Below are 23,605 nucleotides of genomic sequence, written 5' to 3'. Positions count from 1 at the left end.
TCTTGCCGACTGGTTAGGCTTTCAAATGTTCGCCCGGTTAAAGTCATTCCCATGCATGCCTGGCCCGCTTCCGAGGTTCCCGCCCTGCCTGGTCAGGGGCTTCCCCTCCGTATCCACGACACCGCGACGGGAGTCGTCCGGGAGCTCGTGCCGCAGGACGGCACCGCCCGGATCTACGTCTGTGGAATCACGCCCTACGACGCGACCCACATGGGCCACGCCGCCACCTACAACGCCTTCGACCTGGTGCAGCGCGTGTGGAAGGACGCCGGTCACGACGTCCTGTACGTCCAGAACGTCACCGACGTGGACGACCCGCTGCTGGAGCGCGCCGTCGCCACCGGGCAGGACTGGACGGCGCTGGCCGAGCGCGAGACCGCGCTCTTCCGCGAGGACATGACCGCCCTGCGGCTGCTCCCGCCGGCCCACTACATCGGCGCCGTCGAGTCGATCCCGTGGATCGTCCCGCTGGTCCAGAAGCTGCTGGCGAGCGGGGCCGCCTACGAGCTGGACGGCGACATCTACTTCTCGGTCGAGGCCGACCCGACCTTCGGCGAGGTCTCCGGCCTCACCCGCGAGGCCATGCACCCGGTCTTCGCCGAGCGCGGCGGGGACCCGGACCGCCCCGGCAAGCGCCACCCGCTGGACGCCCTGCTCTGGCTGGCCGCCCGCCCCGGCGAGCCCGCCTGGGACACCGAGCTCGGCCACGGCCGCCCCGGCTGGCACATCGAGTGCGTCGCGATCGCCCTGCAGTACCTCGGGATGTCCTTCGACATCCAGGGCGGCGGCAGCGACCTGACCTTCCCGCACCACGAGATGGGCGCCGCGCACGCCCAGGTCGCCACCGGCGCCCACCCGTACGCCAAGGCCTACGTGCACGCCGGAATGGTCGGCCTGGACGGCCACAAGATGTCGAAGTCGCGCGGCAACCTGGTCTTCGTCTCGGCGCTGCGCCGCGAGGGCGTCGACCCGGCGGCGATCCGCCTCGCCCTGCTCTCGCACCACTACCGCGAGGACTGGGAGTGGACCAAGGCCACCCTGGACGAGGCCGTCGAGCGCCTCGCCCGCTGGCGCGCCGCGGTCTCCCGCCCGGACGGCCCGGCCGCCGAGGAGCTGCTCGCCGAGGTCCGCGCGGCGCTCGCCGAGGACCTGGACGCGCCCGCCGCGCTGGCCGCGGTGGACCGCTGGGCCGAGCGCCAGCGGACCGCGGGCGGCTCCGACATCGGCGCCCCCGGCCTGGTCACCCGCACCGTGGACGCACTGCTCGGCCTCGCGCTCTAGCAGCGGCCCGCGCCGCCGCGGGCACCCCGCCGGGGTGCCCGGGCGGACCACTCACCGCGCACGGCGGAGGGGGGCGTCAGGACGATGGTCCTGACGCCCCCCTCCGCCGTGCGCGGTTCGGGTCCGGGAGGTCAGTCCTCCTCGGCACCGTCCTGGCTCTCCCGGGAGCCGGGCGCCTCCGGCTCGCTCGGCCGCTCCGCCGTGGCGTGCCCGGCCACCGGCTTCTCGCCGGTCGGTCCGACGTTCTCCCGCCGCCGCAGGTACCGCTCGAACTCGCGGGCGATCGCGTCGCCCGAGGCCTCCGGCAGGTCGGCGGTGTCCTGGGCCTCCTCCAGCTGCTGGACGTACTCGGCCACCTCGCTGTCCTCGGCGGCCAGCTGGTCCACGCCCAGCTGCCAGGCCCGGGCGTCCTCGCCGAGCTCGCCCGGCGGGATGCGCAGGTCCAGGAGGTCCTCCAGCTTGTTCACCAGCGCCAGGGTGGCCTTCGGGTTCGGCGGCTGCGCGACGTAGTGCGGCACCGCCGCCCAGAGCGTCACCGCGGGCACCCCGGCGTGCGTGCACGCCTCCTGGAGCACCCCGACGATCCCGGTCGGGCCCTCGTACCGGCTCTCCTCCAGCTCCAGCCGGCGGGCCAGGTCCGGGTCGGAGGTGACCCCGCTGACCGGCACCGGGCGGCTGTGCGGGGTGTCGCCGAGCAGGGCGCCCAGGATCACCACCAGCTCGACACCCAGCTCGTGCGCGAAGGCGAGCAGCTCGTTGCAGAACGAGCGCCAGCGCATGCTCGGCTCGATGCCGCGGACCAGCACGACGTCCCGGGTCTTCGGTTCGGTCACCCGGATCACCGAGAGCCGGGTGGTCGGCCAGGTGATCCGGCGGACGCCGCCGTCCAGCCAGACCGTGGGCCGGTTGACCTGGAAGTCGTAGTAGTCCTCCGCGTCGAGGGCGGCGAACACCTTGCCGCCCCAGGTCTCGTCCAGATGCGCCAGGGCCGCGGAGGCGGCGTCCCCCGCATCGTTCCACCCCTCGAAGGCACAGACCATCACCGGGTCGATCAACTCGGGAACATCTTCCAGCTCGATCACCCAGCGTCTCCCTCCGGTCGGCGGCCGCCGCCGCACCCGGCAGGCAATGCCCGGATACCGGCGGGCCGGATGCCGACGGCCGAACCTCTCGTCACCCATGGAACGCCTCGCTCCATGGTCCCTACCTGCCCAGCCTACGGGCTTTGAAGCCCCGTACCGCCGGGCACCGGGACAGTCTGGGGGAGGGGGGCGCCGCGATCCACCGGTTATCCCGGCGGGCCCGGCCGGGGCGGCCACCAGGTCACCGGGTCACCGGGCCGCCAGGTCACCGGGCCGCCGGCCGCGCCCGCCCGGCGGCGCGGCGCGATGATGGAGGCGGGGGCCGGACGGCGGGTGTGAGGAGCCGGCGGATGAACGGACGGCTGTGGACCGGTGCCGGCCTCGTGCTGGCCACCGGGGCCGGTGCGGTGCTGGCGGCCCGGGCGGCGGGCCGGCGGCTGCCGGTGGAGCACGTCAGCGAGGGCGGCCTGGAGCTCGCCCAGCCGCCCGGCGCGGTCTGGGAGGTGCTGACCGACACCGGCCTCCACCCGGCCTGGCGCCGGGGCCTGTCGCACGTCGAGCCCCTGCCGGCGGCCGCCGACGGACGGCCCCGCTGGCGCGAGTACGGCCGGCACGGGTACACCACGTACGAGGTGCTGGAGAGCGCGGCCCCGCACCTGCTGGTGACCGGGATCGCCGACCGGGACCTCCCGTACGGCGGCACCTGGACGTACCGGCTGACGCCGGCCGGCGCGGGCTGCACGCTGACCGTCACCGAGCGCGGCGAGGTGTACCAGCCGCTCTACCGGGCGGTGTCGCACTACGTGACCGGAGAGGGGAGCGCCGTCCACCGCTTCCTGGACGACCTCGCCCACCGGATGGCGGGCCCGCCCGACACCCCGGAGATCTGAGCCCCGGGGGCGCGGGGCCCCGCGCCCGCGGCCTCCTCAGCGCACCCAGTGCCGCCGGTAGTCGGCCCAGTTCTGCTCGGTCGCGGCGAAGTCCACGTACAGCCCGACGCCGAAGTTCTGCCGCCCGAGGTCGTACCGGCCGAGGCCGAGCCGGATGCCCCGGATGCCGGCGCTCACCGTCTCGGCGTGACCCCAGTGGCCCCACTTGTCCTCCCAGTAGAACGGCAGGCCCATGAGCAGGTCCACGTCCTCGGGGGTGGCCTCCAGGGCCAGTTCGGTCTGGTAGGCGTTGTAGCCGCCGTAGAGGGACTCGGTCGGCATGCTGGAGTCGTAGGTCATCACGGCGATCTGGTCGACCCGGCGGGCGGTCTCGGCGAAATAGGCCTGATCCCACCACTTGCCGTGGTCGGTCAACGCGATGGCCACGTTGTGCTGGTAAGGGAGCGGGTCGATCTGCGGCACGGCGGCCGACAGCTTCGTGCCGCGCTCCGCCGTGACCGGGCGGACCTGGTCGAGCAGGGCGAGCCAGCCCTTCGAACCGGGCCGGATCGGCTCCATGTCGAAGTGCACGCCGTCGAAGCCGAGGTCCAGCACCTGGCGGGCGGAGGCGGTGACCCGGTCCCGGGTGGGGGCGTCCTCCAGGTCGAGGGCGTCCTTCTCGGGCTTGACCTCGTCGCCGAGCCAGCTCTGCACCCGGATCCCGGGCAGCGCGCGGTGCGCGGCCTCGGTGAACCAGCGGGCGCGCGGGTGCACGGTGGGCGGCAGCGAGCCGTCGTGCTCCAGCGGGCCGGTGTGCACGTAGAGGTCGCGGACGCCGGTCCCGGCCAGCCGCCGGGCGAGCGCGGCGACGTCCGCGTCACCCTTACGGCCGTCGACCCAGGCATGACCCAGCCAGACCGCGTCGCGGCCGCGGGTGCGCGCCTCGGGGGACGGGTCGCCGACGTACTGCAGGCGCAGCGCGAGGGCCGCCGAGCCGATCGGCACCACCGCCACGGCGACCGCGATCAGCGCCGCGGCCAGCGACTTCCGCCACCGCGACCAGCTCCGCCAGCGGGCGCGCAGGGCCCGCGCCCAGAGGCCGGGAAGCGCTCCCGCCCGGCGTACACGTGTCCGGAATCCACCCATGTCGTCGCTCTCCCCTCGCGGCCGAGCGCTCAGGATACGGAACACGTGCCGTGCTCCCGGCGGGGGCCGGATACCCTGGCCACGTGCGGGCCCGATTCAGCGGGCGTGCAAAGCCGACAGCCGTCGCACCCAGGGAGAAGCCCCATGGCCACTGCAGCCGACCCGTCCGTCACCCAGCAGAGCCGCGCGAACGCGCTGCGTGAGTCGCTCGCCACCCGCGTGGTGGTGGCCGACGGGGCGATGGGCACGATGCTCCAGGCGCAGGACCCGACGTTGGAGGACTTCCAGAACCTGGAGGGCTGCAACGAGGTCCTCAACCTGACCCGGCCCGACATCGTCCGGTCCGTCCACGACGCGTACTTCGCGGTGGGCGTGGACTGCGTGGAAACCAACACCTTCGGCGCCAACCACTCGGCGCTCGGCGAGTACGACATCCCGGAGCGGGTCTTCGAGCTCTCCGAGGCCGGTGCCCGGATCGCCCGCGAGGCCGCCGACCGGCACACCGCCGAGGACGGCCGGACCCGCTGGGTGCTCGGCTCGATCGGCCCCGGCACCAAGCTGCCGACCCTGGGCCACGCCCCGTACGAGGTGCTGCGCGAGGGCTTCCGGCAGAACGCGGCCGGTCTGATCGCGGGCGGCGCCGACGCGCTGCTGGTGGAGACCAGCCAGGACCTGCTGCAGACCAAGGCCGCCATCCTGGGGTCCAAGCGCGCCCTGGCCGACGCCGGCCTCGACCTGCCGGTGCTGGTCCAGGTGACGGTGGAGACCACCGGGACCATGCTGCTCGGCTCGGAGATCGGTGCCGCGCTGACCGCGCTGGAGCCGCTGGGCGTCGACTACATCGGTCTGAACTGCGCCACCGGCCCGGCCGAGATGAGCGAGCACCTGCGCTACCTGGCGAAGAACGCGCGGATCGGCCTGTCCTGCATGCCGAACGCGGGCCTGCCGGTGCTGGGCAAGGACGGCGCGCACTACCCGCTGTCCCCGGCGGAGCTGGCCGACGCGCACGACACCTTCACCCGCGAGTACGGCCTCTCGCTGGTCGGCGGCTGCTGCGGCACCACCCCCGAGCACCTGCGCCAGGTGGTCGAGCGGGTCCAGGGCCGGCCGGTCACGCCGCGCGACCCGCGTCCGGAGCCCTCGGCGGCCTCGCTGTACCAGTCGGTGCCGTTCCGCCAGGACACCTCGTACCTGGCGATCGGCGAGCGGACCAACGCCAACGGGTCGAAGAAGTTCCGCGAGTCGATGCTGGCCGGCGACTGGCAGGCCTGCGTGGAGATCGCCCGGGACCAGATCCGGGACGGCTCCCACCTGCTGGACCTCTGCGTGGACTACGTGGGCCGCGACGGCGTCGCCGACATGAAGGAGATCGCCGGCCGGCTGGCGACCGCCTCCACGCTGCCGATCGTGCTGGACTCCACCGAGCCGGACGTGCTGCGCGCCGGCCTGGAGGCGCTCGGCGGGCGGGCCCTGCTGAACTCGGTGAACTACGAGGACGGCGACGGCCCGGACACCCGTTTCGGCCGGATCGCCTCGCTGGCCCGCGAGCACGGCGCCGGTCTGATCGCGCTGACCATCGACGAGGAGGGCCAGGCCCGCACGGCGGAGAAGAAGGTCGAGATCGCCGAGCGGCTGATCGCCCAGCTCACCACCGAGTACGGCATCGACGAGGGGTCGATCCTGGTCGACTGCCTGGCCTTCACCCTGGGCACCGGGCAGGAGGAGTCCCGCCGGGACGGCATCGAGACCATCGAGGCGATCCGCGAGCTCAAGCGCCGCCACCCGGACGTGCAGACCACCCTCGGCCTGTCCAACATCTCCTTCGGCCTCAGCCCGGCCGCCCGCATGGTGATCAACTCGGTCTTCCTGAACGAGTGCGTCGAGGCGGGCCTGGACTCGGCGATCGTGCACGCCTCCAAGATCCTGCCGATGGCCCGGATCCCCGAAGACCAGCGCGACGTCGCCCTCGACCTGGTCTACGACCGCCGCAGCGAGGGCTACGACCCGCTGCAGAAGCTGCTCCAGCTGTTCGAGGGCGTCTCCTCGACCTCGATGAAGGCCTCCAAGGCGGAGGAGCTGGCGGCGCTGCCGCTGGAGGAGCGCCTGCAGCGCCGGATCATCGACGGCGAGCGCAACGGCCTGGAGGCCGACCTGGACGAGGCGCTGACGCAGCGCCCGGCGCTGGAGATCGTCAACAGCACGCTGCTGGCCGGCATGAAGGTGGTCGGCGAGCTGTTCGGCTCCGGCCAGATGCAGCTGCCGTTCGTGCTCCAGTCCGCCGAGGTGATGAAGACCGCGGTGGCCCACCTGGAGCCGCACATGGAGAAGTCCGACGACGAGGGCAAGGGCACCATCGTGCTGGCCACCGTCAAGGGCGACGTCCACGACATCGGCAAGAACCTGGTCGACATCATCCTGTCCAACAACGGCTACACCGTGGTCAACCTGGGCATCAAGCAGCCGGTCTCGGCGATCCTGGACGCCGCCCAGGAGCACAGGGCGGACGTCATCGGGATGTCCGGCCTGCTGGTGAAGTCCACCGTGATCATGAAGGAGAACCTGGAGGAGCTGAACCAGCGCAAGCTGGCGGCGGACTACCCGGTGATCCTCGGCGGCGCCGCGCTCACCCGCGCCTACGTCGAGCAGGACCTGTACGAGATCTACGAGGGCGAGGTCCGGTACGCCCGGGACGCCTTCGAGGGCCTGCGGCTGATGGACGCGCTGATCGCGGTCAAGCGCGGCGTCCCGGGCGCGACCCTGCCGGAGCTGAAGCAGCGCCGGCACGCCCGGGTGGAGGTCGAGGAGCCGGAGGAGGTCAACCTCGGCCAGATCCGCTCCGACGTCGCCGTCGACAACCGGGTGCCCGAGCCGCCGTTCTGGGGCGACCGGATCGTCAAGGGCGTGCCGTTCGCCGACTACGCCTCCTGGCTGGACGAGGACGCGCTGTTCAAGGGGCAGTGGGGCCTGAAGGCCGCCCGGAGCGGCGACGGCCCGTCGTACGAGGAGCTGGTGGAGACCGAGGGCCGGCCGCGGCTGCGGATGTGGCTGGACCGGCTGCAGACCGAGGGGTGGCTGGAGGCGGCGGTCATCTACGGCTTCTACCCGGCGAACTCCAAGGGCGACGACCTGATCGTCTTCCACGAGGACGGCACCGAGCGGACCCGCTTCACCTTCCCGCGCCAGCGGCGCGGGCGCCGGCTCTGCCTGGCCGACTTCTTCCGCCCGGAGGAGTCCGGGGTCCGCGACGTGCTCGGCCTCCAGGTGGTCACCATGGGCAACCGGATCTCCGAGGCGGCCAACGAGCTGTTCGCCGACAACTCCTACCGGGACTACCTGGAGCTGCACGGCCTCTCCGTCCAGCTGGCCGAGGCGCTGGCCGAGTTCTGGCACGCCCGGGTCCGCTTCGAGCTGGGCTTCGGCGACGAGGACCCGCAGGACGTCAAGGACATGTTCGCGCTCAAGTACCGGGGCGCCCGGTTCTCGCTCGGCTACGGCGCCTGCCCGGAGCTGGAGGACCGCGCCAAGATCGCCGAGCTGCTGAAGCCCGAGCGGATCGGCGTGGTGCTCTCCGAGGAGTTCCAGCTGCACCCGGAGCAGTCCACCGACGCGATCGTGATCCACCACCCCGAGGCGAAGTACTTCAACGCGCGGTAACTCCGCCGCCGCACCGCGTTCGCCCGATCCGGGCGGTCCGGGCGTATCCTTGATGATCCTGAACGGGCCGGTCCGCTCACCAGCGGGCCGGCCTGTGCCATCCCCGGAGCCGATCCGGGGGCACGGACGGAAGGATCCCGCCATGACCACCATCTCCACCGCCACCCAGACCCTCGGCCGCGGCGACGGGCAGGGCCTGCAGGCGGTGCTGCTGGACATGGACGGGACGCTGGTCGACACCGAGGACTTCTGGTGGCAGGCCGAGGCCTCGCTGTTCGCCGAGCTCGGGTACGCGCTCGACGAGGCGGACCGCGCCCAGGTGGTCGGCGGCCCGATGAGCCGGGTGATCGACTACCTGCTCGCCGCCACCGGCGTGGACATCGCGCCGGCCGACCTGACCGTGCTGATCAACCAGCGCTTCGTCGACCTGCTGGCCGGCGGCGTGCCGCTGATGCCGGGCGCCGAGCGGCTGCTCAACACGCTCGCCGCGCACGGTGTCCCGGCCGCGCTGGTCTCCGCCTCGCACCGGCACATCATCGACATCGTGCTGCGCTCGCTGGGCGCCGAGCACTTCGCCTTCACGGTCGCGGGGGACGAGGTGCCGCGCACCAAGCCGCACCCGGACCCGTACCTGGAGGCGGCGCGCCGGCTGGGGGCCGAGCCGGCCCGCTGCGTGGTGGTGGAGGACGCGCCGACCGGGGTGCGGGCGGCGGAGGCGGCCGGCTGCCCGGTGATCGCGGTGCCCTCGGTGGCGGTGATCGAGCCGGCGCCCGGCCGGCTGGTGCTGTCCTCGCTGGAGCAGGTCGATCTGGAGCTGCTGCGCTCGCTGGTCGCCTCACGAGTGTGATTGTCGTCTCATTGCGGATCGGTGCTACCGGCCGGTAAGCGGCCCCGGCCGCTCCCGCCCGCCGGGCGTCCGGGGAGAAAACGGGCATTGGCTGACAACTCGTAGGAGTGCCCTGACCGGCGCCGCCCCCCGTGTCCCAACTGTCACCTGTGGGGGTATCGGGTGTGTGTGTTCGATATGGCACGCTACTCCAGTTCGTTCCCCACCCCGAGCCCAGGCACCGCCGCTGACGGGCAACCCCGTCCTGCCCGCGGTCGCACGGGCGCCCGGCTCGCGTGCGCCCTCCGCAACCCCGGAGGCAACCGGCTCGCGGGCCCCCGGCCCCCGGCCGGACCGCACCCAGAAGGACGCGACCCGTGAAGACTTCAGCTGAACGACTGGCCGTGCTCGGCTGCGCCGGACTCGTGGCCGCCTCGGTGGCCGGCTGCGGCTCGGTGACCGACGCCGTCAAGGGGGACGGCGACAAGGCGATCACCATGGGGACCACCTCGGTCACCAACGCACTGGACCCGGCCGGCGCCTACGACGCCGGCTCCTGGCTGCTGCTGCGCAACACCTTCCAGTCGCTGCTCAGCTACCCGGCCGCCTCCAGCGCGCCCAGCCCGGACGCCGCCCAGTCCTGCGAGTTCACCGCGGGCGAGGCCACCCAGTACCGCTGCACGCTGAAGAGCGGCCTGAAGTTCTCCAACGGCCACGCGCTGACCGCCGCCGACGTCGTCTTCTCGATCCAGCGGACGCTGAAGATCAACGACCAGAGCGGCCCGGCCGGCCTGCTCTCGTCGATCAAGTCGGTCGAGTCCAAGAGCGACACCGAGGTGGTGTTCCAGCTCTCCCAGCCCGACGCCACCCTCCCGGCCAAGCTCGCCGGCCCCGCCGGCGCGATCGTCGACCAGGAGGTCTTCCCGGCCGACAAGCTGCTCGGCAACGACAAGCTGGTCGGCTCGGGCCCGTACAAGATCGACTCGATCGAGCCGATGGCCGGCGGCACCGGCCCGGGCAAGGTCGTGCTGTCGCCCAACGACAAGTACACCGGCGACGCCAAGCTGCGGAACAAGAAGTTCACCCTGCGGTACTTCGACAAGCCCGCCGACCTCAAGGCCTCGCTGGACAAGGGCGAGGTCGACCTCGCCGACAACAGCCTGGAGCCCAACACCGCCGCCCAGATCCTCTCCGAGCAGCAGGGCGGCAAGACCGACCTGCGGGTCGTCGAGGGCGACAGCAACGACACCCGCTACCTGGTCTTCAACACCAAGGACGCGACCGGCGGCAACCTCGCCGTCCGGCAGGCCGCGGCCCAGCTGGTCGACCGCAAGGCGCTCGCCCGCGACGTCTTCGCGCGCACCGTCCAGCCGCTGTACTCGATGGTCCCGGCCGGCGTCAGCGGCCACAACACGGCCTTCTTCGACCGCTACGGGGACCAGGACGTCAACAAGGCCAAGGCGATCCTCGCCGCCGCCAAGGTCCAGACCCCGGTCAAGCTCACCCTCACCTGGTCGCGCTCCCGCGCCGAGGGCGCCGAGTCCGAGACGCTGAAGAAGCAGCTGGAGGCCGGCGGCCTGTTCCAGATCACCGTGCAGCACGAGCCCGACTGGGACGCCTTCAAGAAGGGCTGGGCCGAGGGCAAGTACCAGCTGTACACGATCGGCTGGTTCGCCGACTACCCGGACCCGGACAACTACGTCGCCCCGCTGATCGTCGAGGGCGGCTCCTACCACCACGGCTGGGACGACCCGCAGATCAGCCAGAAGCTGGTCCCGGACACCCTCAAGCAGGCCGACCGCGCTGCCGCGACGACGGCCTACGGCCAGATCCAGAACATCGTCGCCGCCAACGCCCCGCTGATCCCGCTGTTCCAGAACAAGGCGTTCTTCGCCTCCCGCTCCAACATCACCGGCGTCGAGTCGACCGTCGACACCACCGGCTTCTTCCGGTTCTGGGAGATCGGCCGCGTCGGCAAGTAGCCGGCGGACGCACCGAACGGCGGACGGCCCGTCCGCTCCCCCTCCGAGGGGAGCGGACGGGCCGCCGTCGTGCTCCGGCCGGGGCTACAGCGCGCCGGGGCGGACCAGCCCGCTCTCGTACGCGTACACCGCCGCCTGCACCCGGTCGCGCAGCTGCAGCTTGGTCAGCACGTGGCCCACGTGCGTCTTCACCGTCGTCTCGCTGACGAACAGCTCCGCCGCGATCTCCGCGTTCGACAGCCCGCGCGCCACCAGCTTCAGCACCTCCAGCTCCCGCTCGGTCAGCGCGTTCAGCGCCTGCGGCGGAGCCTCGTCACCGGACGGCAGCTTGGTGGCGTACATGTCCAGCAGCCGCCGGGTGATCGACGGCGCCAGCATCGCCGCACCGTCCGCCACCACCCGGATCGCCTGCACCAGCTCCTCGGCCGGCACGTCCTTCAGCAGGAAGCCGCTGGCCCCCGCGCGGAGCGCCTCCACCACGTACTCGTCCAGGTCGAAGGTGGTCAGCACCAGCACCTTGGCCGGACCGTCCCGCCCCGGACCGGCGATCCGGCGGGTCGCCTCCACACCGTCCATCCGCGGCATCCGGATGTCCATCAGCACCACGTCGGGCTGCAGCGCCCGGACCTGGTCCAGGGCCTGCTGGCCGTCGCCGGCCTCGCCGACCACCACCAGGTCGGACTCGGCCTCCAGGATCATCCGGAAACCGGTGCGGAGCAGCGGCTGGTCGTCGACCAGCAGCACTCGGATCGTCACCTAGGACTCCTTGCTCATCGGATCCCCCGTGGGATCGCCCTCGTCGGACGTACGCGCCAGCGGCAGCGGGTACGGCGGGGGAGTGCCGCCGAACTCCGGGCAGCTGGCCTGGTGGTCGCACCAGCCGCAGAGCCGGTTGCGGGTCGCCGGGAAGTCCCCGGTCGCCACCGCGTGCCCGATCCGCTCCCACAGTGCCAGCAGCTTGCGCTCCACCGCGAGCAGGTCGGCCTCGTCCGGGTCGTAACTGACCACGTCCCCGCCGCCGCCCAGGTAGACCAGCTGCAGCCGCCGCGGGATGACGCCCTTCCACCGCCAGACCACCAGCGCGTAGAACTTCATCTGGAACATCGCCTTGGCCTCGAAGTCCCGCGAGGGCGCCCGGCCGGTCTTGTAGTCCACCAGCCGCACCTCGCCGGTGGGCGCGACGTCCACCCGGTCGATGTACCCCCGCAGCAGCAGCCCGGAGTCCAGCGCCGTCTCCACGTACAGCTCGCGCTCGACCGGGTGCAGCCGGGTCGGGTCCTCCAGCCGGAACCACTGGGTGAGCAGCTTCTCGGCGTCGGCCAGCCAGCGGGTCAGCGCCGCACCGTCCGGGTCCTCGGGGAAGAGGCCGGACAGCTCCGGGCGCTCGCCCAGCAGCCGCTCCCACTGCGGGCGCAGCAGGCCCAGCGCCCGCTCCGGCGTCCGCTCCGCCGCCGGGCTGTCGAACAGCCGCTCCAGCACCGCGTGCACCAGGGTGCCCCGGGTCGCCGCCGCGCTCGGCGGTTCCGGCAGCCGGTCGATCACCCGCAGCCGGTACAGCAGCGGGCAGGTCAGGAAGTCCCCCGCGCGCGACGGGGACAGGCCGGTCGGGGGTGCCGCCGGGCGGGGCGTGACCACCCCGGCACCGCTGGTGTCGGTCTGCTGCATACCCCGACCCTATTGCCCTGCACTGTCATCCCGCTGCCACGGTGCTGCCAGAACCCGCCCCCACGGGGTATGAGGCAGGGAGAAGCGAGGGGCGCGCGGCGCCCGGCGGCCCCGATCACGTAGCGTGGGCGCACCGGCGCGCGGCGCGGCGCGGGGAGACGGACGAAGGGAACCCGGTGAGCGACAGCAGGGGGCGGCAGACGTCCGACCAGCCACCGCACGGCGGCGGCCCCCGGCCGGGGACCCCGCCGTCCGAGGACCCGCAGCCGCGCGGCGGCATGCTGGTGGGCCGCCCCTTCGGGGTGCCCGTGTACGTCACCCCGTCCTGGTTCGTCATCGCCGCGCTGATCACCTGGGTGTTCGGCGGCCAGCTCGACCGCGTCCTGCCCGAACTCGGCGGCGCCCGCTACCTGGTCGCGTTCTCCTTCGCGGTCGCCTTCTACGGCTCCGTGCTGGTCCACGAACTCGCCCACACCGTGGTCGCGCTCCGCTACCGGCTCGGCGTGCGCCGCATCCAGCTCCAGTTCTTCGGCGGCGTCTCCGAGATCGAGAAGGAGGCCGAGCGCCCCTGGCGCGAGTTCTGGCTCGCCTTCGTCGGGCCGCTGCTCTCCCTGGTCCTCGGCGGCCTCTTCCTCCTCGCCCTGCAGGCCGTCGAGATGGCCAGCGTGCCCGGGGTGCTGCTCACCGGCCTGATGGTCTCCAACCTCGTCGTCGCCGCCTTCAACCTGCTGCCCGGCCTGCCGCTCGACGGCGGCCGGATGCTGCGCGCCGTGGTCTGGGCGATCACCGGCAGGCCGATGGCCGGCACCGTCGCCGCCGCCTGGGCCGGCCGCGCGCTGGCCGTCGTCGTGCTCATCGGCCTCCCGCTGGTCAGCGCCTCCCGCGACCTCGAACGCAGCCGCACCGACACCCTGATCGACGCCGTCCTCGCCGCCGTCCTCGCCGCCGTCATCTGGAACGGCGCCACCGGCTCGCTGCGCAACGCCCGGCTCAAGGAGGCGCTGCCCGGCCTGCGGCTGCGCGACCTCGCCCGCCGGGCCGTCGAGGTCACCGCCGACACCCCGCTCGGCGAGGCCATGCGCCGCGCCCGCGAGGCCGAGGCCGGCGCCGTCGTCGTCGTCGACGGACGCGGCGACCCGGTCGCCATCGTCCGGGAGTCCGCCGTCCGCGGCATCCCCGAGCACCGGCGCCCCTGGGTCGCCGTCGGCCCGCTCGCCCGCGACCTCGAACCCGGCCTCCGGCTCCCCGCCGACCTCTCCGGCGAGGACCTGCTGCGCGCCGTCCGGGCCACCCCGGCCGGCGAGTACCTGGTCGTCGAGGAGGACGGGCAGGTGTACGGGGTGGCCGCGCTCACCGACATCGAACAGCGGCTGACCGCCGCCGTCACCGGCCGGGCCTGACCGCGCCGCCGGGGCCGAAGATCACCCTGGTCGGGCGGGACCGTCCGCTTCCCTTAGGATTGTCCGCATGTCCGAACCGACCGGTGCCACCCGCCGACGCGGGCCCTTCCAGGTCGGGGACCAGGTCCAGCTGACCGACCCGAAGGGCCGCCACTACACGTTCACGCTCCAGGCCGGGAACCAGTTCCACACCCACAAGGGTGCGTTCCCCCACGACGAGCTGATCGGCGCCCCCGAGGGCACGGTCGTGCGCACCACGGGCAACGTCCCGTACCTCGCGCTGCGCCCCCTGCTCCCCGACTACGTCCTGTCCATGCCGCGCGGCGCCGCCGTGATCTACCCCAAGGACGCGGGGCAGATCCTGGCGATGGCCGACATCTTCGCGGGCGCCCGCGTGGTGGAGGCCGGCGTCGGATCCGGCGCGCTCTCCACCTACCTGCTGCGCGCCGTCGGCGACACCGGCATGCTCGCCTCCTACGAGCGCCGGCAGGACTTCGCCGACATCGCCAAGAGCAACGTCGAGCGCTACTTCGGCGGGCCGCACCCGGCGTGGAAGCTCACCGTCGGCGACCTCCAGGACAACCTGGTCGAGGCCGACGTCGACCGCGTCATCCTGGACATGCTGGCCCCCTGGGAGTGCCTGGACGTCGCCTCCAAGGCGCTCGTCCCCGGCGGCCTCATCTGCTGCTACGTGGCCACCACCACGCAGATGTCCAAGACCGTCGAGGCGCTGCGCGAGCACGGCACCTTCACCGAGCCGCAGGCCTGGGAGACCATGGTCCGCACCTGGCACCTGGAGGGCCTGGCCGTCCGCCCGGACCACCGGATGATCGGCCACACCGGCTTCCTGCTCACCGCCCGCCGGCTGGCCGACGGCGTCGAGCCGCCGCTGCGCCGCCGCCGCCCCGCCAAGGGCGCCTACGGCGAGGACTACGACAACGGGACCCCCGAGCAGTCCCTGCAGGAGCGCGCGGCCGCCCGGGCCGCCGCCCGCGCCGAGAACGCCGGTCAGACCGACCTCGGCTGAGCACCCCGTCGGAGGGGCGGTACGCGTCGTCGTACCGCCCCTCCGCGCTGTCCGGGCCGGGGCGACCCGGGCCACCGGACGGCCGCCCGGGTGTGCGACGATGCTCGCTCACACAGACCACTGGAGGGGACGCCTGGTGGAGACCGCGGTCGGGACGACGGCTGGACAGCACACCCCCGGACAGCAGGGCACCGGACAGCGGGGCCCCGGGGGCCGCACCGGGCCCGCCCGGGCCCGGACCACCCCCTGGCACTGGGTCCTCACCGTCGCCGGCTGCGCCGCCGTGGTGGCGGCCGCACTCGCCGCCGGTCCCGCGACCGGCGCCCCGCACCCGACGCGCTCCGCTCCCAAGGCCCTGCCGGCCGCCGCGGCGCCGGACCCGGCCGCGGCCGAACTCCCGCTGGACTGCGGTCCGTTCCCGGTCAGAACGGCCGTCAGCTTCGCCGCCGACCTGGGCGACGGCAAGCCCGGCACCGTCGTCGCCGCCCACTGCGCGGCCGAGAACGGCACCCCGCCGGACGCCGTCTACCTGCTCGGACCGGGCCCGGCCGGCGGCCGGCCGGTGGTGCTGGCCACCCTGCTCTCCGAGCGCGAGAACCTCACCGTCAGCCGGCTGGCCCTGCGCTCCGACGGCACCGTCACCGGGCACGCCCAGGGGTACTCCGGCGACGACGTGCCGCGCTTCGAGCCGGACATCTCACTCGACCTCACCTGGACGCGCAGGAGCGGCGGCTGGGACCGTACCCAGACCGCCGCTCCGCTCAGCCGGACCTGAGGGGGAGGGACCCGCCCACCCGCCTCCGGGCGCCCGTGCCTACTCCGCGTCCGGGCCGAACACCTCGACCCGGTCGGCGGCCCGGCGGACGTGGATGCAGTCGCCCGGGCAGTCCTTCACCGAGTCCACCACGTCCTGAAGCAGCGTCAGCGGCACCGGCACCGTCTCGCCGGGCTGCTGCCGGAGTTCGTCGTCGGCCCCCTTGACGTAGGCGAGGCCGTCGATGTCCAGTTCGAAGACCTCCGGTGCGTACTGCGCGCAGATGCCGTCGCCGGTGCACAGATCCTGGTCGATCCAGACCTCCAGCGGCTCGGACGCCGCCTTCGACTCGCTCACCGACATGCTTTTCCGCCGTTTCTGTCCCGGGACGCCCCTTCTCGGGGCATTCCCGCCATTCGTACAACGATCGGACCTCAGGCAGCGGTCGCGATCGGATATCGACTCGATCGACGATACATCTGGTCCGCTTTGGCCGGTGCGCGGTGGGTATCCCCCTAGCAGAGGGGAAGCACGCGAGGGCGAAGATCGGACACGCCCGTTCCATCTTTCTTGATCTAGGGGTTTACGGACCCCTGGTCCCAGGTAGGGTCTGGAAGCGTCCAGCTCCCCGGAGGAGGTGAGGACCGTGGCAGCCCACGATGACGACTACAACCGCAGCACCGGCAGGCCCGCTCGTGGTTCCGACGAGACCGCTCAGGTCTCGTACCTTGAGCAGGAAATCGCCGTCCTGCGCCGCAAGCTCGCCGACTCGCCGCGCAATTCGAGGATCCTCGAAGAGCGGATCGTCGAGCTCCAGACCAACCTGGCCGGCGTGACCGCCCAGAACGAACGGCTCGCCTCCACCCTGCGAGAGGCCCGCGACCAGATCGTGGCCCTCAAGGAGGAAGTGGACCGGCTGGCACAGCCCCCGGCCGGATTCGGCGTCTTCCTCAGCGCCAACGAGGACGGCACCGCCGACATCTTCACCGGCGGGCGCAAGCTCCGCGTGAACGTCAGCCCCAACGTCGACCCGGACGAGCTGCGGCGTGGCCAGGAGGTGATGCTCAACGAGGCCCTCAACATCGTGGACGCGATGGCCTTCGAGAGCATCGGCGACCTCGTCACCCTCAAGGAGGTCCTGGAGGACGGCGAGCGGGCCCTGGTCGTCGGCCACACCGACGAGGAGCGGGTGGTGCGCCTCGCCGAACCGCTGCGCGAGATCACCCTCCGGGCGGGGGACGCCCTCCTGCTGGAGCCCCGCTCCGGCTACGTGTACGAGGTCGTGCCGAAGTCCGAGGTCGAGGAGCTGGTCCTCGAAGAGGTCCCGGACATCGACTACCGCCAGATCGGCGGCCTGGCCAACCAGATCGAACTGATCCGGGACGCCGTCGAACTGCCGTACCTGCACGCGGACCTCTTCAAGGAGTACGAGCTCCGCCCGCCCAAGGGCGTGCTGCTCTACGGCCCGCCCGGCTGCGGCAAGACGCTGATCGCCAAGGCCGTGGCGAACTCGCTGGCCAAGAAGGTCGCCGAGGTCACCGGCCGGCCCCAGGGGAAGAGCTACTTCCTCAACATCAAGGGCCCCGAGCTGCTCAACAAGTACGTCGGCGAGACCGAGCGGCAGATCCGCCTGGTCTTCCAGCGGGCCCGGGAGAAGGCCAGCGAGGGCACGCCGGTCATCGTCTTCTTCGACGAGATGGAGTCGCTGTTCCGCACCCGCGGCTCCGGTGTCAGCTCGGACGTGGAGAACACCATCGTCCCGCAGCTGCTCGCCGAGATCGACGGCGTGGAGGGCCTGGAGAACGTCATCGTCATCGGCGCCTCGAACCGCGAGGACATGATCGACCCGGCGATCCTGCGGCCCGGCCGCCTGGACGTCAAGATCAAGATCGAGCGCCCGGACGCCGAGGCCGCGAAGGACATCTTCTCCAAGTACCTCAAGGACTCGCTGCCGTTCCACCCGGACGACCTCAAGGAGCACGACGGCTCCGTGGACGCCACGGTGGCGGCGATGATCCAGTCGGTGGTGGAGCGGATGTACTCCGAGACGGAGGAGAACCGCTTCCTGGAGGTCACCTACGCCAACGGTGACAAGGAGGTCCTGTACTTCAAGGACTTCAACTCCGGCGCGATGATCCAGAACATCGTCGACCGGGCGAAGAAGATGGCCATCAAGGACTTCCTCGACCACGGTCAGCGGGGTCTGCGCGTCGCCCACCTGCTCAACGCCTGCGTGGACGAGTTCAAGGAGAACGAGGACCTGCCGAACACCACCAACCCGGACGACTGGGCCCGGATCTCCGGGAAGAAGGGCGAGCGGATCGTCTTCATCCGCACCCTGGTCACCGGGAAGCAGGGCGCCGAGTCCGGCCGCTCCATCGACACTGTCGCCAACACCGGGCAGTACCTGTAACCGATCCGATCCGGTCCGGGCCGCCCGCGGTCCCCGGAACCCACGCCCCGTCCGGCTGTGGTGCCTCGCGGCCCCGCAGCCGGACGGCGCGTCTCGGGACCCGCCGGTCGGTGCCGCGTTCTAGGCTCGACCCACCGTTCGCGGGCAGACGGCCGGCATCGGTGTTGTTCAGCGGTACGTCAGCGTGTCCCGCCCGTCGGGGGCGGCACACCGGGCAAGGAGGGCCGCATGACCGTACGGCGCGTGATGGGCATCGAGACCGAGTACGGGATCTCCGTGCCGGGGCACCCCAACGCCAACGCCATGCTCACCTCGTCCCAGATCGTCAACGCGTACGCGGCGGCGATGCACCGGGCACGGCGGGCCCGCTGGGACTTCGAGGAGGAGAATCCGCTGCGCGACGCCCGGGGCTTCGACCTCGCACGGGACGTCGCGGACGCCAGCCAGCTGACCGACGAGGACATCGGCCTCGCCAACGTCATCCTCACCAACGGCGCGCGGTTCTACGTCGACCACGCCCACCCCGAGTACAGCTCGCCCGAGGTGACCAACCCGCGCGACGCCGTGCTCTGGGACAAGGCCGGCGAACGGATCATGGCGGCCGCCGCACAGCGCGCGCTGGAGCTGCCCAACGGGCAGACCATCCACCTCTACAAGAACAACACCGACAACAAGGGCGCCTCCTACGGCACCCACGAGAACTACCTGATGAAGCGGGCGACGCCGTTCGCGGACATCGTCCGCCACCTCACCCCGTTCTTCGTCTCCCGCCAGGTGGTCACCGGCGCGGGCCGGGTCGGGATCGGGCAGGACGGCTCGGCCAACGGCTTCCAGATCAGCCAGCGCGCCGACTACTTCGAGGTCGAGGTCGGCCTGGAGACCACCCTCAAGCGCCCGATCATCAACACCCGGGACGAACCGCACGCCGATGCCGAGAAGTACCGCCGGCTGCACGTGATCATCGGGGACGCCAACCTCTCCGAGATCTCCACCTACCTCAAGCTCGGCACCACCTCCCTGGTCCTGGCGATGATCGAGGACGCCTTCATCGCGTCCGACCTCGCCGTCGACCAGCCGGTCCGCACCCTGCACCGGGTCTCCCACGACCCGACGCTCAAACACCTGATCACGCTCCGCAGCGGCCGCCGGCTCACCGCCGTCCAGCTCCAGCTGGAGTACTTCGAGCTGGCCCGCAAGTACGTCGAGGACCGTTTCGGCACCGACGCCGACGAGCAGACCGTGGACGTGCTGGCGCGCTGGGAGGACGTGCTGGGCCGGCTGGAGCGCGACCCGATGTCGCTCTCCCGGCAGCTCGACTGGGTCGCCAAGCGGGAGATCCTGGAGGGCTACCGCACCCGGGACGCCCTGGAGTGGGACAGCCCGCGGCTCCAGCTGGTCGACCTGCAGTACAGCGACGTGCGCCCGGAGAAGGGCCTTTACAACCGCCTGGTGGCCCGTGGGCGGTTCGACCGGCTGGTCACCGAGGAAGAGGTCGAGCGGGCCGTCACCAAGCCCCCGGAGGACACCCGGGCGTACTTCCGCGGGCGCTGCCTCGACCAGTACGCGGAGCACGTCGCGGCCGCCTCCTGGGACTCGGTGATCTTCGACCTGCCGGGGCGGGACTCGCTCCAGCGGGTCCCCACCCTGGAGCCGCTCCGCGGCACCCGGAACCACGTCAAGGAACTGCTGGACCGCTGCCGCACCGCCGAGGACCTGCTCCGGGTGCTCTCCGGCGGGTAGTTTTCCGATCACCACGGGTGAACGCCCGGCGAATGGGAATCATCCGGGGTGGCAGCGGGTGTTGGACAGGAAGCGCCACCGGCAAACCGGAAGCGGGTAGTCGCACCTTGTGTATAGGGTCGGTGCAGCAAGCAGCGACCAAACCGTGCCACACGATCGAGCGGGGTGAGGGAAATGGCGAGCAAGGACACCGGCGGCGGCCAGCAGCGGGCGAACCGCTCCTCCGAGGAGGTCGAGGAGCAGGCCGCGGAAGCGCAGAATTCCGAGGAGCTCAAGGAACGCCAGGAAAAGCTGAGCGACGACGTCGACGCGGTTCTGGACGAAATCGACGAGGTCCTGGAGTCGAACGCCGAGGATTTCGTGCGGCAGTTCGTGCAAAAGGGCGGGCAGTAACCCCGGCGACCCCTTCCGGGCAATCCGGGAATTCACGGTTGCGACCGGGAGTGCGGGCGGGCGGCGGGAGCCGGCCGTCCGCCCCGGTCCGCCCCTCCGCCCCTCTGGACAGTGATCGTCCGGCGGGTAGGGTGCGGGCAGTGCGCGCTTCAAGCTACCTGGAAGGAATCGTGTGGAAGCCAACATCCGTGGCACCGGGCGTCTACCGGCTGCCTTCCTGACCCCGGGGTCCTCGTCGTTCCTCGACTTCCTGGCCGACCACCAGCCGGAGCTGATCCCGGGCCGGCGCAGCCTGCCCGAGGGCATCGTCCAGGCCCCGCACGGCACGACCATCGTCTCGGTGGTCTTCGACGGCGGTGTCGTCCTCGCGGGTGACCGCCGCGCCACGATGGGCAACGTGATCGCCCAGCGGGACATGCAGAAGGTCTTCCCGGCCGACGAGTACAGCGCGGTCGGCGTCGCCGGCACCGCCGGCCTCGCGATCGAGATGGTCCGGCTGTTCCAGTTGGAGCTGGAGCACTACGAGAAGATCGAGGGCACGGTGCTCTCCCTGGAGGGCAAGGCCAACCGGCTCACCACCATGATCCGGGGCAACCTGGGCATGGCGATGCAGGGCCTGGCCGTCGTCCCGGTCTTCGCCGGCTACGACCTCGACCTCGGCCGCGGCCGGATCTTCACCTACGACGTCACCGGCGGCCGCTCCGAGGAGCGCGGCTTCGCCGCCACCGGTTCCGGCTCGGTCTTCGCCCGCGGTTCGCTGAAGAAGCTCTACCGCGACGACCTGACGGCCGAGCAGGCCTCCACCGCGGTCGTCCAGGCCCTGTACGACGCGGCCGACGACGACTCCGCCACCGGCGGCCCGGACCTCGCCCGCAGGATCTTCCCGATCGTGTCGCTGATCACCGAGGACGGCTTCCGCCGGCTCACCGACGAAGAGGTCACCGAGATCGTCGTCTCCATCACCGAGCACCGCCTGAACCACCCCAACGGTCCGCAGGCCCCGCTGCTCTAGCCGTCAGCCACACCTACCAAGGAAGGGACGACCGCCGGTGTCGACACCGTTCTACGTCTCGCCCCAGCAGGCCATGGCGGACCGCGCCGAGTACGCCCGCAAGGGCATCGCACGCGGTCGCAGCGTGGTCGTGCTCACCTACGCCGACGGCATCGTCTTCGTCGCGGAGAACACCTCCCGGGCGCTCCACAAGGTCTCCGAGATCTACGACAAGATCGCCTTCGCGGCGGTCGGCCGCTACAACGAGTTCGAGAACCTGCGCATCGGCGGCGTCCGCTACGCCGACCTGCGCGGCTACTCCTACGACCGTGCGGACGTCACCGCCCGGGGCCTGGCCAACGTCTACGCCCAGACGCTCGGCACCATCTTCTCCTCCGTCGGCGAGAAGCCGTACGAGGTGGAGCTCATCGTGGCCGAGGTCGGCCGCACCACCGAAGAGGACCAGATCTACCGGCTCACCCCGGACGGCTCGGTCGTCGACGAGAAGAACTACGTGGTGGTCGGCGGCAACGCCGACTCCATCGGCAACTACCTCGGCCAGCGCCACCGCGGCGGGCTCTCGCTGACCGACGCGGTGAAGGTGGCCGTGGACTCGCTCGCCCGGGACCCCAACGGCGGCAGCCCGCGCACCCTCACCCCCGAGCAGCTGGAGGTGGCGGTGCTGGACCGCCAGCGCTTCCAGCAGCGCAAGTTCAAGCGGATCCTGGGCGGCCAGCTCGCCCGGCTGCTCGACGGCGACGAGTCCGCCGAGACCGACGACGAGGAGAAGCCGGCGGCCACCCCGCCGGGCGACTCCGACCAGTAGTGCCTGCGGGGTCCCCGCGGCGGCCGGCGACGTCCGCCGCGGGGACCCCGGTGCCCCTGCGGCGGCCGGGACGGCGCCGCGGAGGCGGTTTCGGACAGCTCCCATCAGAGAATGGATGGCCCATGGACCGCCGAATTTTCGGGCTGGAGAACGAGTACGGCGTCACCTGTACGTTCCGCGGGCAGCGCAGGCTGTCCCCGGACGAGGTGGCCCGGTACCTCTTCCGCCGCGTAGTCTCCTGGGGCCGCAGCAGCAACGTGTTCCTGCGCAACGGTGCCCGCCTGTACCTCGACGTGGGCTCCCACCCCGAGTACGCCACCCCCGAGTGCGACGACGTCACCGAGCTGGTGACGCACGACAAGGCGGGCGAGCGCATCCTTGAGGGCCTCCTGGTGGACGCCGAGCGGCGGCTGCACGAGGAGGGCATCGCCGGGGACGTCTACCTCTTCAAGAACAACACCGACTCGGCCGGCAACTCCTACGGCTGCCACGAGAACTACCTGGTGGCCCGGCACGGCGAGTTCTCCCGGCTGGCCGACGTGCTCATCCCGTTCCTGGTGACCCGCCAGCTGATCTGCGGCGCCGGCAAGGTGCTGCAGACCCCGCGCGGCGCGGTCTACTGCGTCAGCCAGCGGGCCGAGCACATCTGGGAGGGCGTCAGCTCGGCGACCACCCGCTCCCGTCCGATCATCAACACCCGGGACGAGCCGCACGCCGACGCCGAGCGGTACCGGCGGCTGCACGTGATCGTCGGCGACTCCAACATGTCCGAGACCACCACCCTGCTCAAGGTCGGCTCCACCGACCTGGTGCTCCGGCTGATCGAGGCCGGCGTGGTGATGCGCGACCTCACCCTGGAGAACCCGATCCGGGCGATCCGCGAGGTCAGCCACGACCTCACCGGGACCCACCAGGTCCGGCTGGCCAACGGCCGGGAGGCCAGCGCGCTGGACATCCAGGAGGAGTACTACACCAAGGCGCTGGAGTTCGCCGACCGCAAGGGCATCAACACCGGCACCATCGCCCGCGTCCTCGACCTGTGGGGCCGCACCCTGGAGGCGGTGAAGACCGAGCGGCTCGACGACGTGGCCACCGAGATCGACTGGATCATGAAGTACAAGCTCATCGAGCGCTACCGCGAGAAGCACCAGATGAGCATGAGCAACCCGCGGGTCGCCCAGATCGACCTCGCCTACCACGACATCCACCGCCGGCGCGGGCTGTTCTACCTGCTCCAGGCGAAGAACCAGGCGCAGCGGGTGACCACCGACCTCAAGACCTTCGAGGCCAAGTCGATCCCGCCGCAGACCACCCGGGCCCGGCTGCGCGGGGACTTCATCCGCCGGGCGCAGGAGCAGCGCCGCGACTTCACCGTCGACTGGGTGCACCTCAAGCTGAACGACCAGGCGCAGCGGACGGTGCTGTGCAAGGACCCGTTCCGGTCGGTCGACGAGAGGGTGGAGAAGCTCATCGCGGGGATGTGAGCGGTGCCGGCGTCCCCTGCCGGTGTGATCTTTGCGGTGCCCGGACCCGGCGGTGTCTACCGGAGCCGGGCA

19 protein-coding genes are annotated in these 23,605 nt (G+C 71.9%); 14 read left to right on the top strand and 5 right to left on the bottom strand.

The genetic code is table 11. The annotated features are described in order from the left end of the window. The first annotated feature begins 51 nt into the window (after positions 1–51). Positions 52–1,281: a cysteine--1-D-myo-inosityl 2-amino-2-deoxy-alpha-D-glucopyranoside ligase gene (mshC, locus tag OG550_RS07935; RefSeq protein ID WP_327675960.1), complete on the top strand. Its 1,230-nt coding sequence runs from the start codon at positions 52–54 to the stop codon at positions 1,279–1,281. A 131-nt stretch (positions 1,282–1,412) separates the two neighbouring features. Here mshC and OG550_RS07930 read toward each other — a convergent pair whose 3' ends face one another. Then, on the bottom strand, positions 1,413–2,363 hold the full coding sequence (locus tag OG550_RS07930) for a PAC2 family protein (RefSeq protein WP_327675959.1): 951 nt from the start codon (positions 2,361–2,363) through the stop codon (positions 1,413–1,415). A 350-nt stretch (positions 2,364–2,713) separates the two neighbouring features. On the opposite strand from OG550_RS07930, the gene OG550_RS07925 reads away from it, so the two are divergent. Next, entirely contained in the window at positions 2,714–3,253 is a 540-nt protein-coding gene (locus tag OG550_RS07925; protein WP_327675958.1) for an SRPBCC family protein, read from the top strand. 36 nt (positions 3,254–3,289) lie between these two features. Here the strand turns inward: OG550_RS07925 and OG550_RS07920 are convergent, their stop codons facing one another. Continuing rightward, positions 3,290–4,378 (bottom strand): glycosyl hydrolase family 18 protein, encoded by a 1,089-nt coding sequence (locus tag OG550_RS07920; RefSeq protein ID WP_327675957.1) that lies wholly within the window; start codon positions 4,376–4,378, stop codon positions 3,290–3,292. 144 nt (positions 4,379–4,522) lie between these two features. Between OG550_RS07920 and metH the strand changes: the two genes are divergently transcribed. The 3 genes from metH to OG550_RS07905 all read left to right on the top strand — a co-directional run bounded on the left by metH (position 4,523) and on the right by OG550_RS07905 (position 10,840). Further along, positions 4,523–8,032, top strand: a complete 3,510-nt coding sequence (gene metH / locus OG550_RS07915) for a methionine synthase (protein WP_327675956.1) — start codon at positions 4,523–4,525, stop codon at positions 8,030–8,032. Between the two features lie 142 nt (positions 8,033–8,174). Then, the gene (locus tag OG550_RS07910) at positions 8,175–8,879 is read left to right on the top strand and encodes an HAD family hydrolase (protein ID WP_327675955.1); all 705 of its coding nucleotides are present in this window, start codon (positions 8,175–8,177) and stop codon (positions 8,877–8,879) included. A 356-nt stretch (positions 8,880–9,235) separates the two neighbouring features. Further along, positions 9,236–10,840: an ABC transporter substrate-binding protein gene (locus OG550_RS07905; RefSeq protein ID WP_327675954.1), complete on the top strand. Its 1,605-nt coding sequence runs from the start codon at positions 9,236–9,238 to the stop codon at positions 10,838–10,840. A gap of 84 nt (positions 10,841–10,924) precedes the next feature. On the opposite strand, the gene OG550_RS07900 is transcribed toward OG550_RS07905, so the two are convergent. Next, entirely contained in the window at positions 10,925–11,596 is a 672-nt protein-coding gene (locus tag OG550_RS07900) for a response regulator (RefSeq protein WP_030242805.1), read from the bottom strand. Continuing rightward, positions 11,597–12,505, bottom strand: coding sequence for a RecB family exonuclease (locus OG550_RS07895; RefSeq protein ID WP_327675953.1), 909 nt, complete (start codon positions 12,503–12,505; stop codon positions 11,597–11,599). A gap of 176 nt (positions 12,506–12,681) precedes the next feature. On the opposite strand from OG550_RS07895, the gene OG550_RS07890 reads away from it, so the two are divergent. The 3 genes from OG550_RS07890 (at position 12,682) to OG550_RS07880 (ending at position 15,707) form a co-directional block, all read left to right on the top strand. Then, positions 12,682–13,905, top strand: a complete 1,224-nt coding sequence (locus tag OG550_RS07890; RefSeq protein WP_327675952.1) for a site-2 protease family protein — start codon at positions 12,682–12,684, stop codon at positions 13,903–13,905. A gap of 67 nt (positions 13,906–13,972) precedes the next feature. Continuing rightward, on the top strand, positions 13,973–14,932 hold the full coding sequence (locus OG550_RS07885) for a tRNA (adenine-N1)-methyltransferase (RefSeq protein ID WP_327675951.1): 960 nt from the start codon (positions 13,973–13,975) through the stop codon (positions 14,930–14,932). 100 nt (positions 14,933–15,032) lie between these two features. Further along, positions 15,033–15,707, top strand: a complete 675-nt coding sequence (locus OG550_RS07880) for a hypothetical protein (RefSeq protein ID WP_327675950.1) — start codon at positions 15,033–15,035, stop codon at positions 15,705–15,707. A 39-nt stretch (positions 15,708–15,746) separates the two neighbouring features. Here the strand turns inward: OG550_RS07880 and OG550_RS07875 are convergent, their stop codons facing one another. Further along, positions 15,747–16,049 (bottom strand): ferredoxin, encoded by a 303-nt coding sequence (locus OG550_RS07875; protein ID WP_327675949.1) that lies wholly within the window; start codon positions 16,047–16,049, stop codon positions 15,747–15,749. 283 nt (positions 16,050–16,332) lie between these two features. Here OG550_RS07875 and arc point away from each other — a divergent pair, with 283 nt between their 5' ends. From arc to pafA, 6 genes are all read left to right on the top strand, one after another. Next, positions 16,333–18,099, top strand: coding sequence for a proteasome ATPase (gene arc / locus OG550_RS07870; RefSeq protein WP_327675948.1), 1,767 nt, complete (start codon positions 16,333–16,335; stop codon positions 18,097–18,099). Positions 18,100–18,327: 228 nt separating this feature from the next. Then, positions 18,328–19,839, top strand: a complete 1,512-nt coding sequence (gene dop, locus OG550_RS07865; protein ID WP_327675947.1) for a depupylase/deamidase Dop — start codon at positions 18,328–18,330, stop codon at positions 19,837–19,839. A gap of 174 nt (positions 19,840–20,013) precedes the next feature. Further along, positions 20,014–20,232: a ubiquitin-like protein Pup gene (locus OG550_RS07860; RefSeq protein WP_148647695.1), complete on the top strand. Its 219-nt coding sequence runs from the start codon at positions 20,014–20,016 to the stop codon at positions 20,230–20,232. Between the two features lie 172 nt (positions 20,233–20,404). Next, entirely contained in the window at positions 20,405–21,244 is an 840-nt protein-coding gene (gene prcB, locus OG550_RS07855) for a proteasome subunit beta (protein WP_327675946.1), read from the top strand. A 37-nt stretch (positions 21,245–21,281) separates the two neighbouring features. Then, positions 21,282–22,049 carry a proteasome subunit alpha gene (prcA, locus tag OG550_RS07850; RefSeq protein ID WP_327675945.1) on the top strand — a complete coding sequence of 256 codons (768 nt, stop codon included), beginning with the start codon at positions 21,282–21,284 and terminating at the stop codon, positions 22,047–22,049. A 122-nt stretch (positions 22,050–22,171) separates the two neighbouring features. After that, complete coding sequence (gene pafA / locus OG550_RS07845; protein ID WP_327675944.1) at positions 22,172–23,533, top strand: Pup--protein ligase; 1,362 nt, start codon at positions 22,172–22,174, stop codon at positions 23,531–23,533. Positions 23,534–23,605: the final 72 nt, after the last annotated feature.

The organism is Kitasatospora sp. NBC_00458 (assembly GCF_036013975.1).
In the GTDB taxonomy this organism is placed as follows: Bacteria; Actinomycetota; Actinomycetes; order Streptomycetales; family Streptomycetaceae; genus Kitasatospora.
Note: the sequence above shows the minus strand (reverse complement) of the source record. Positions and strands in the feature narration are given on the sequence as shown.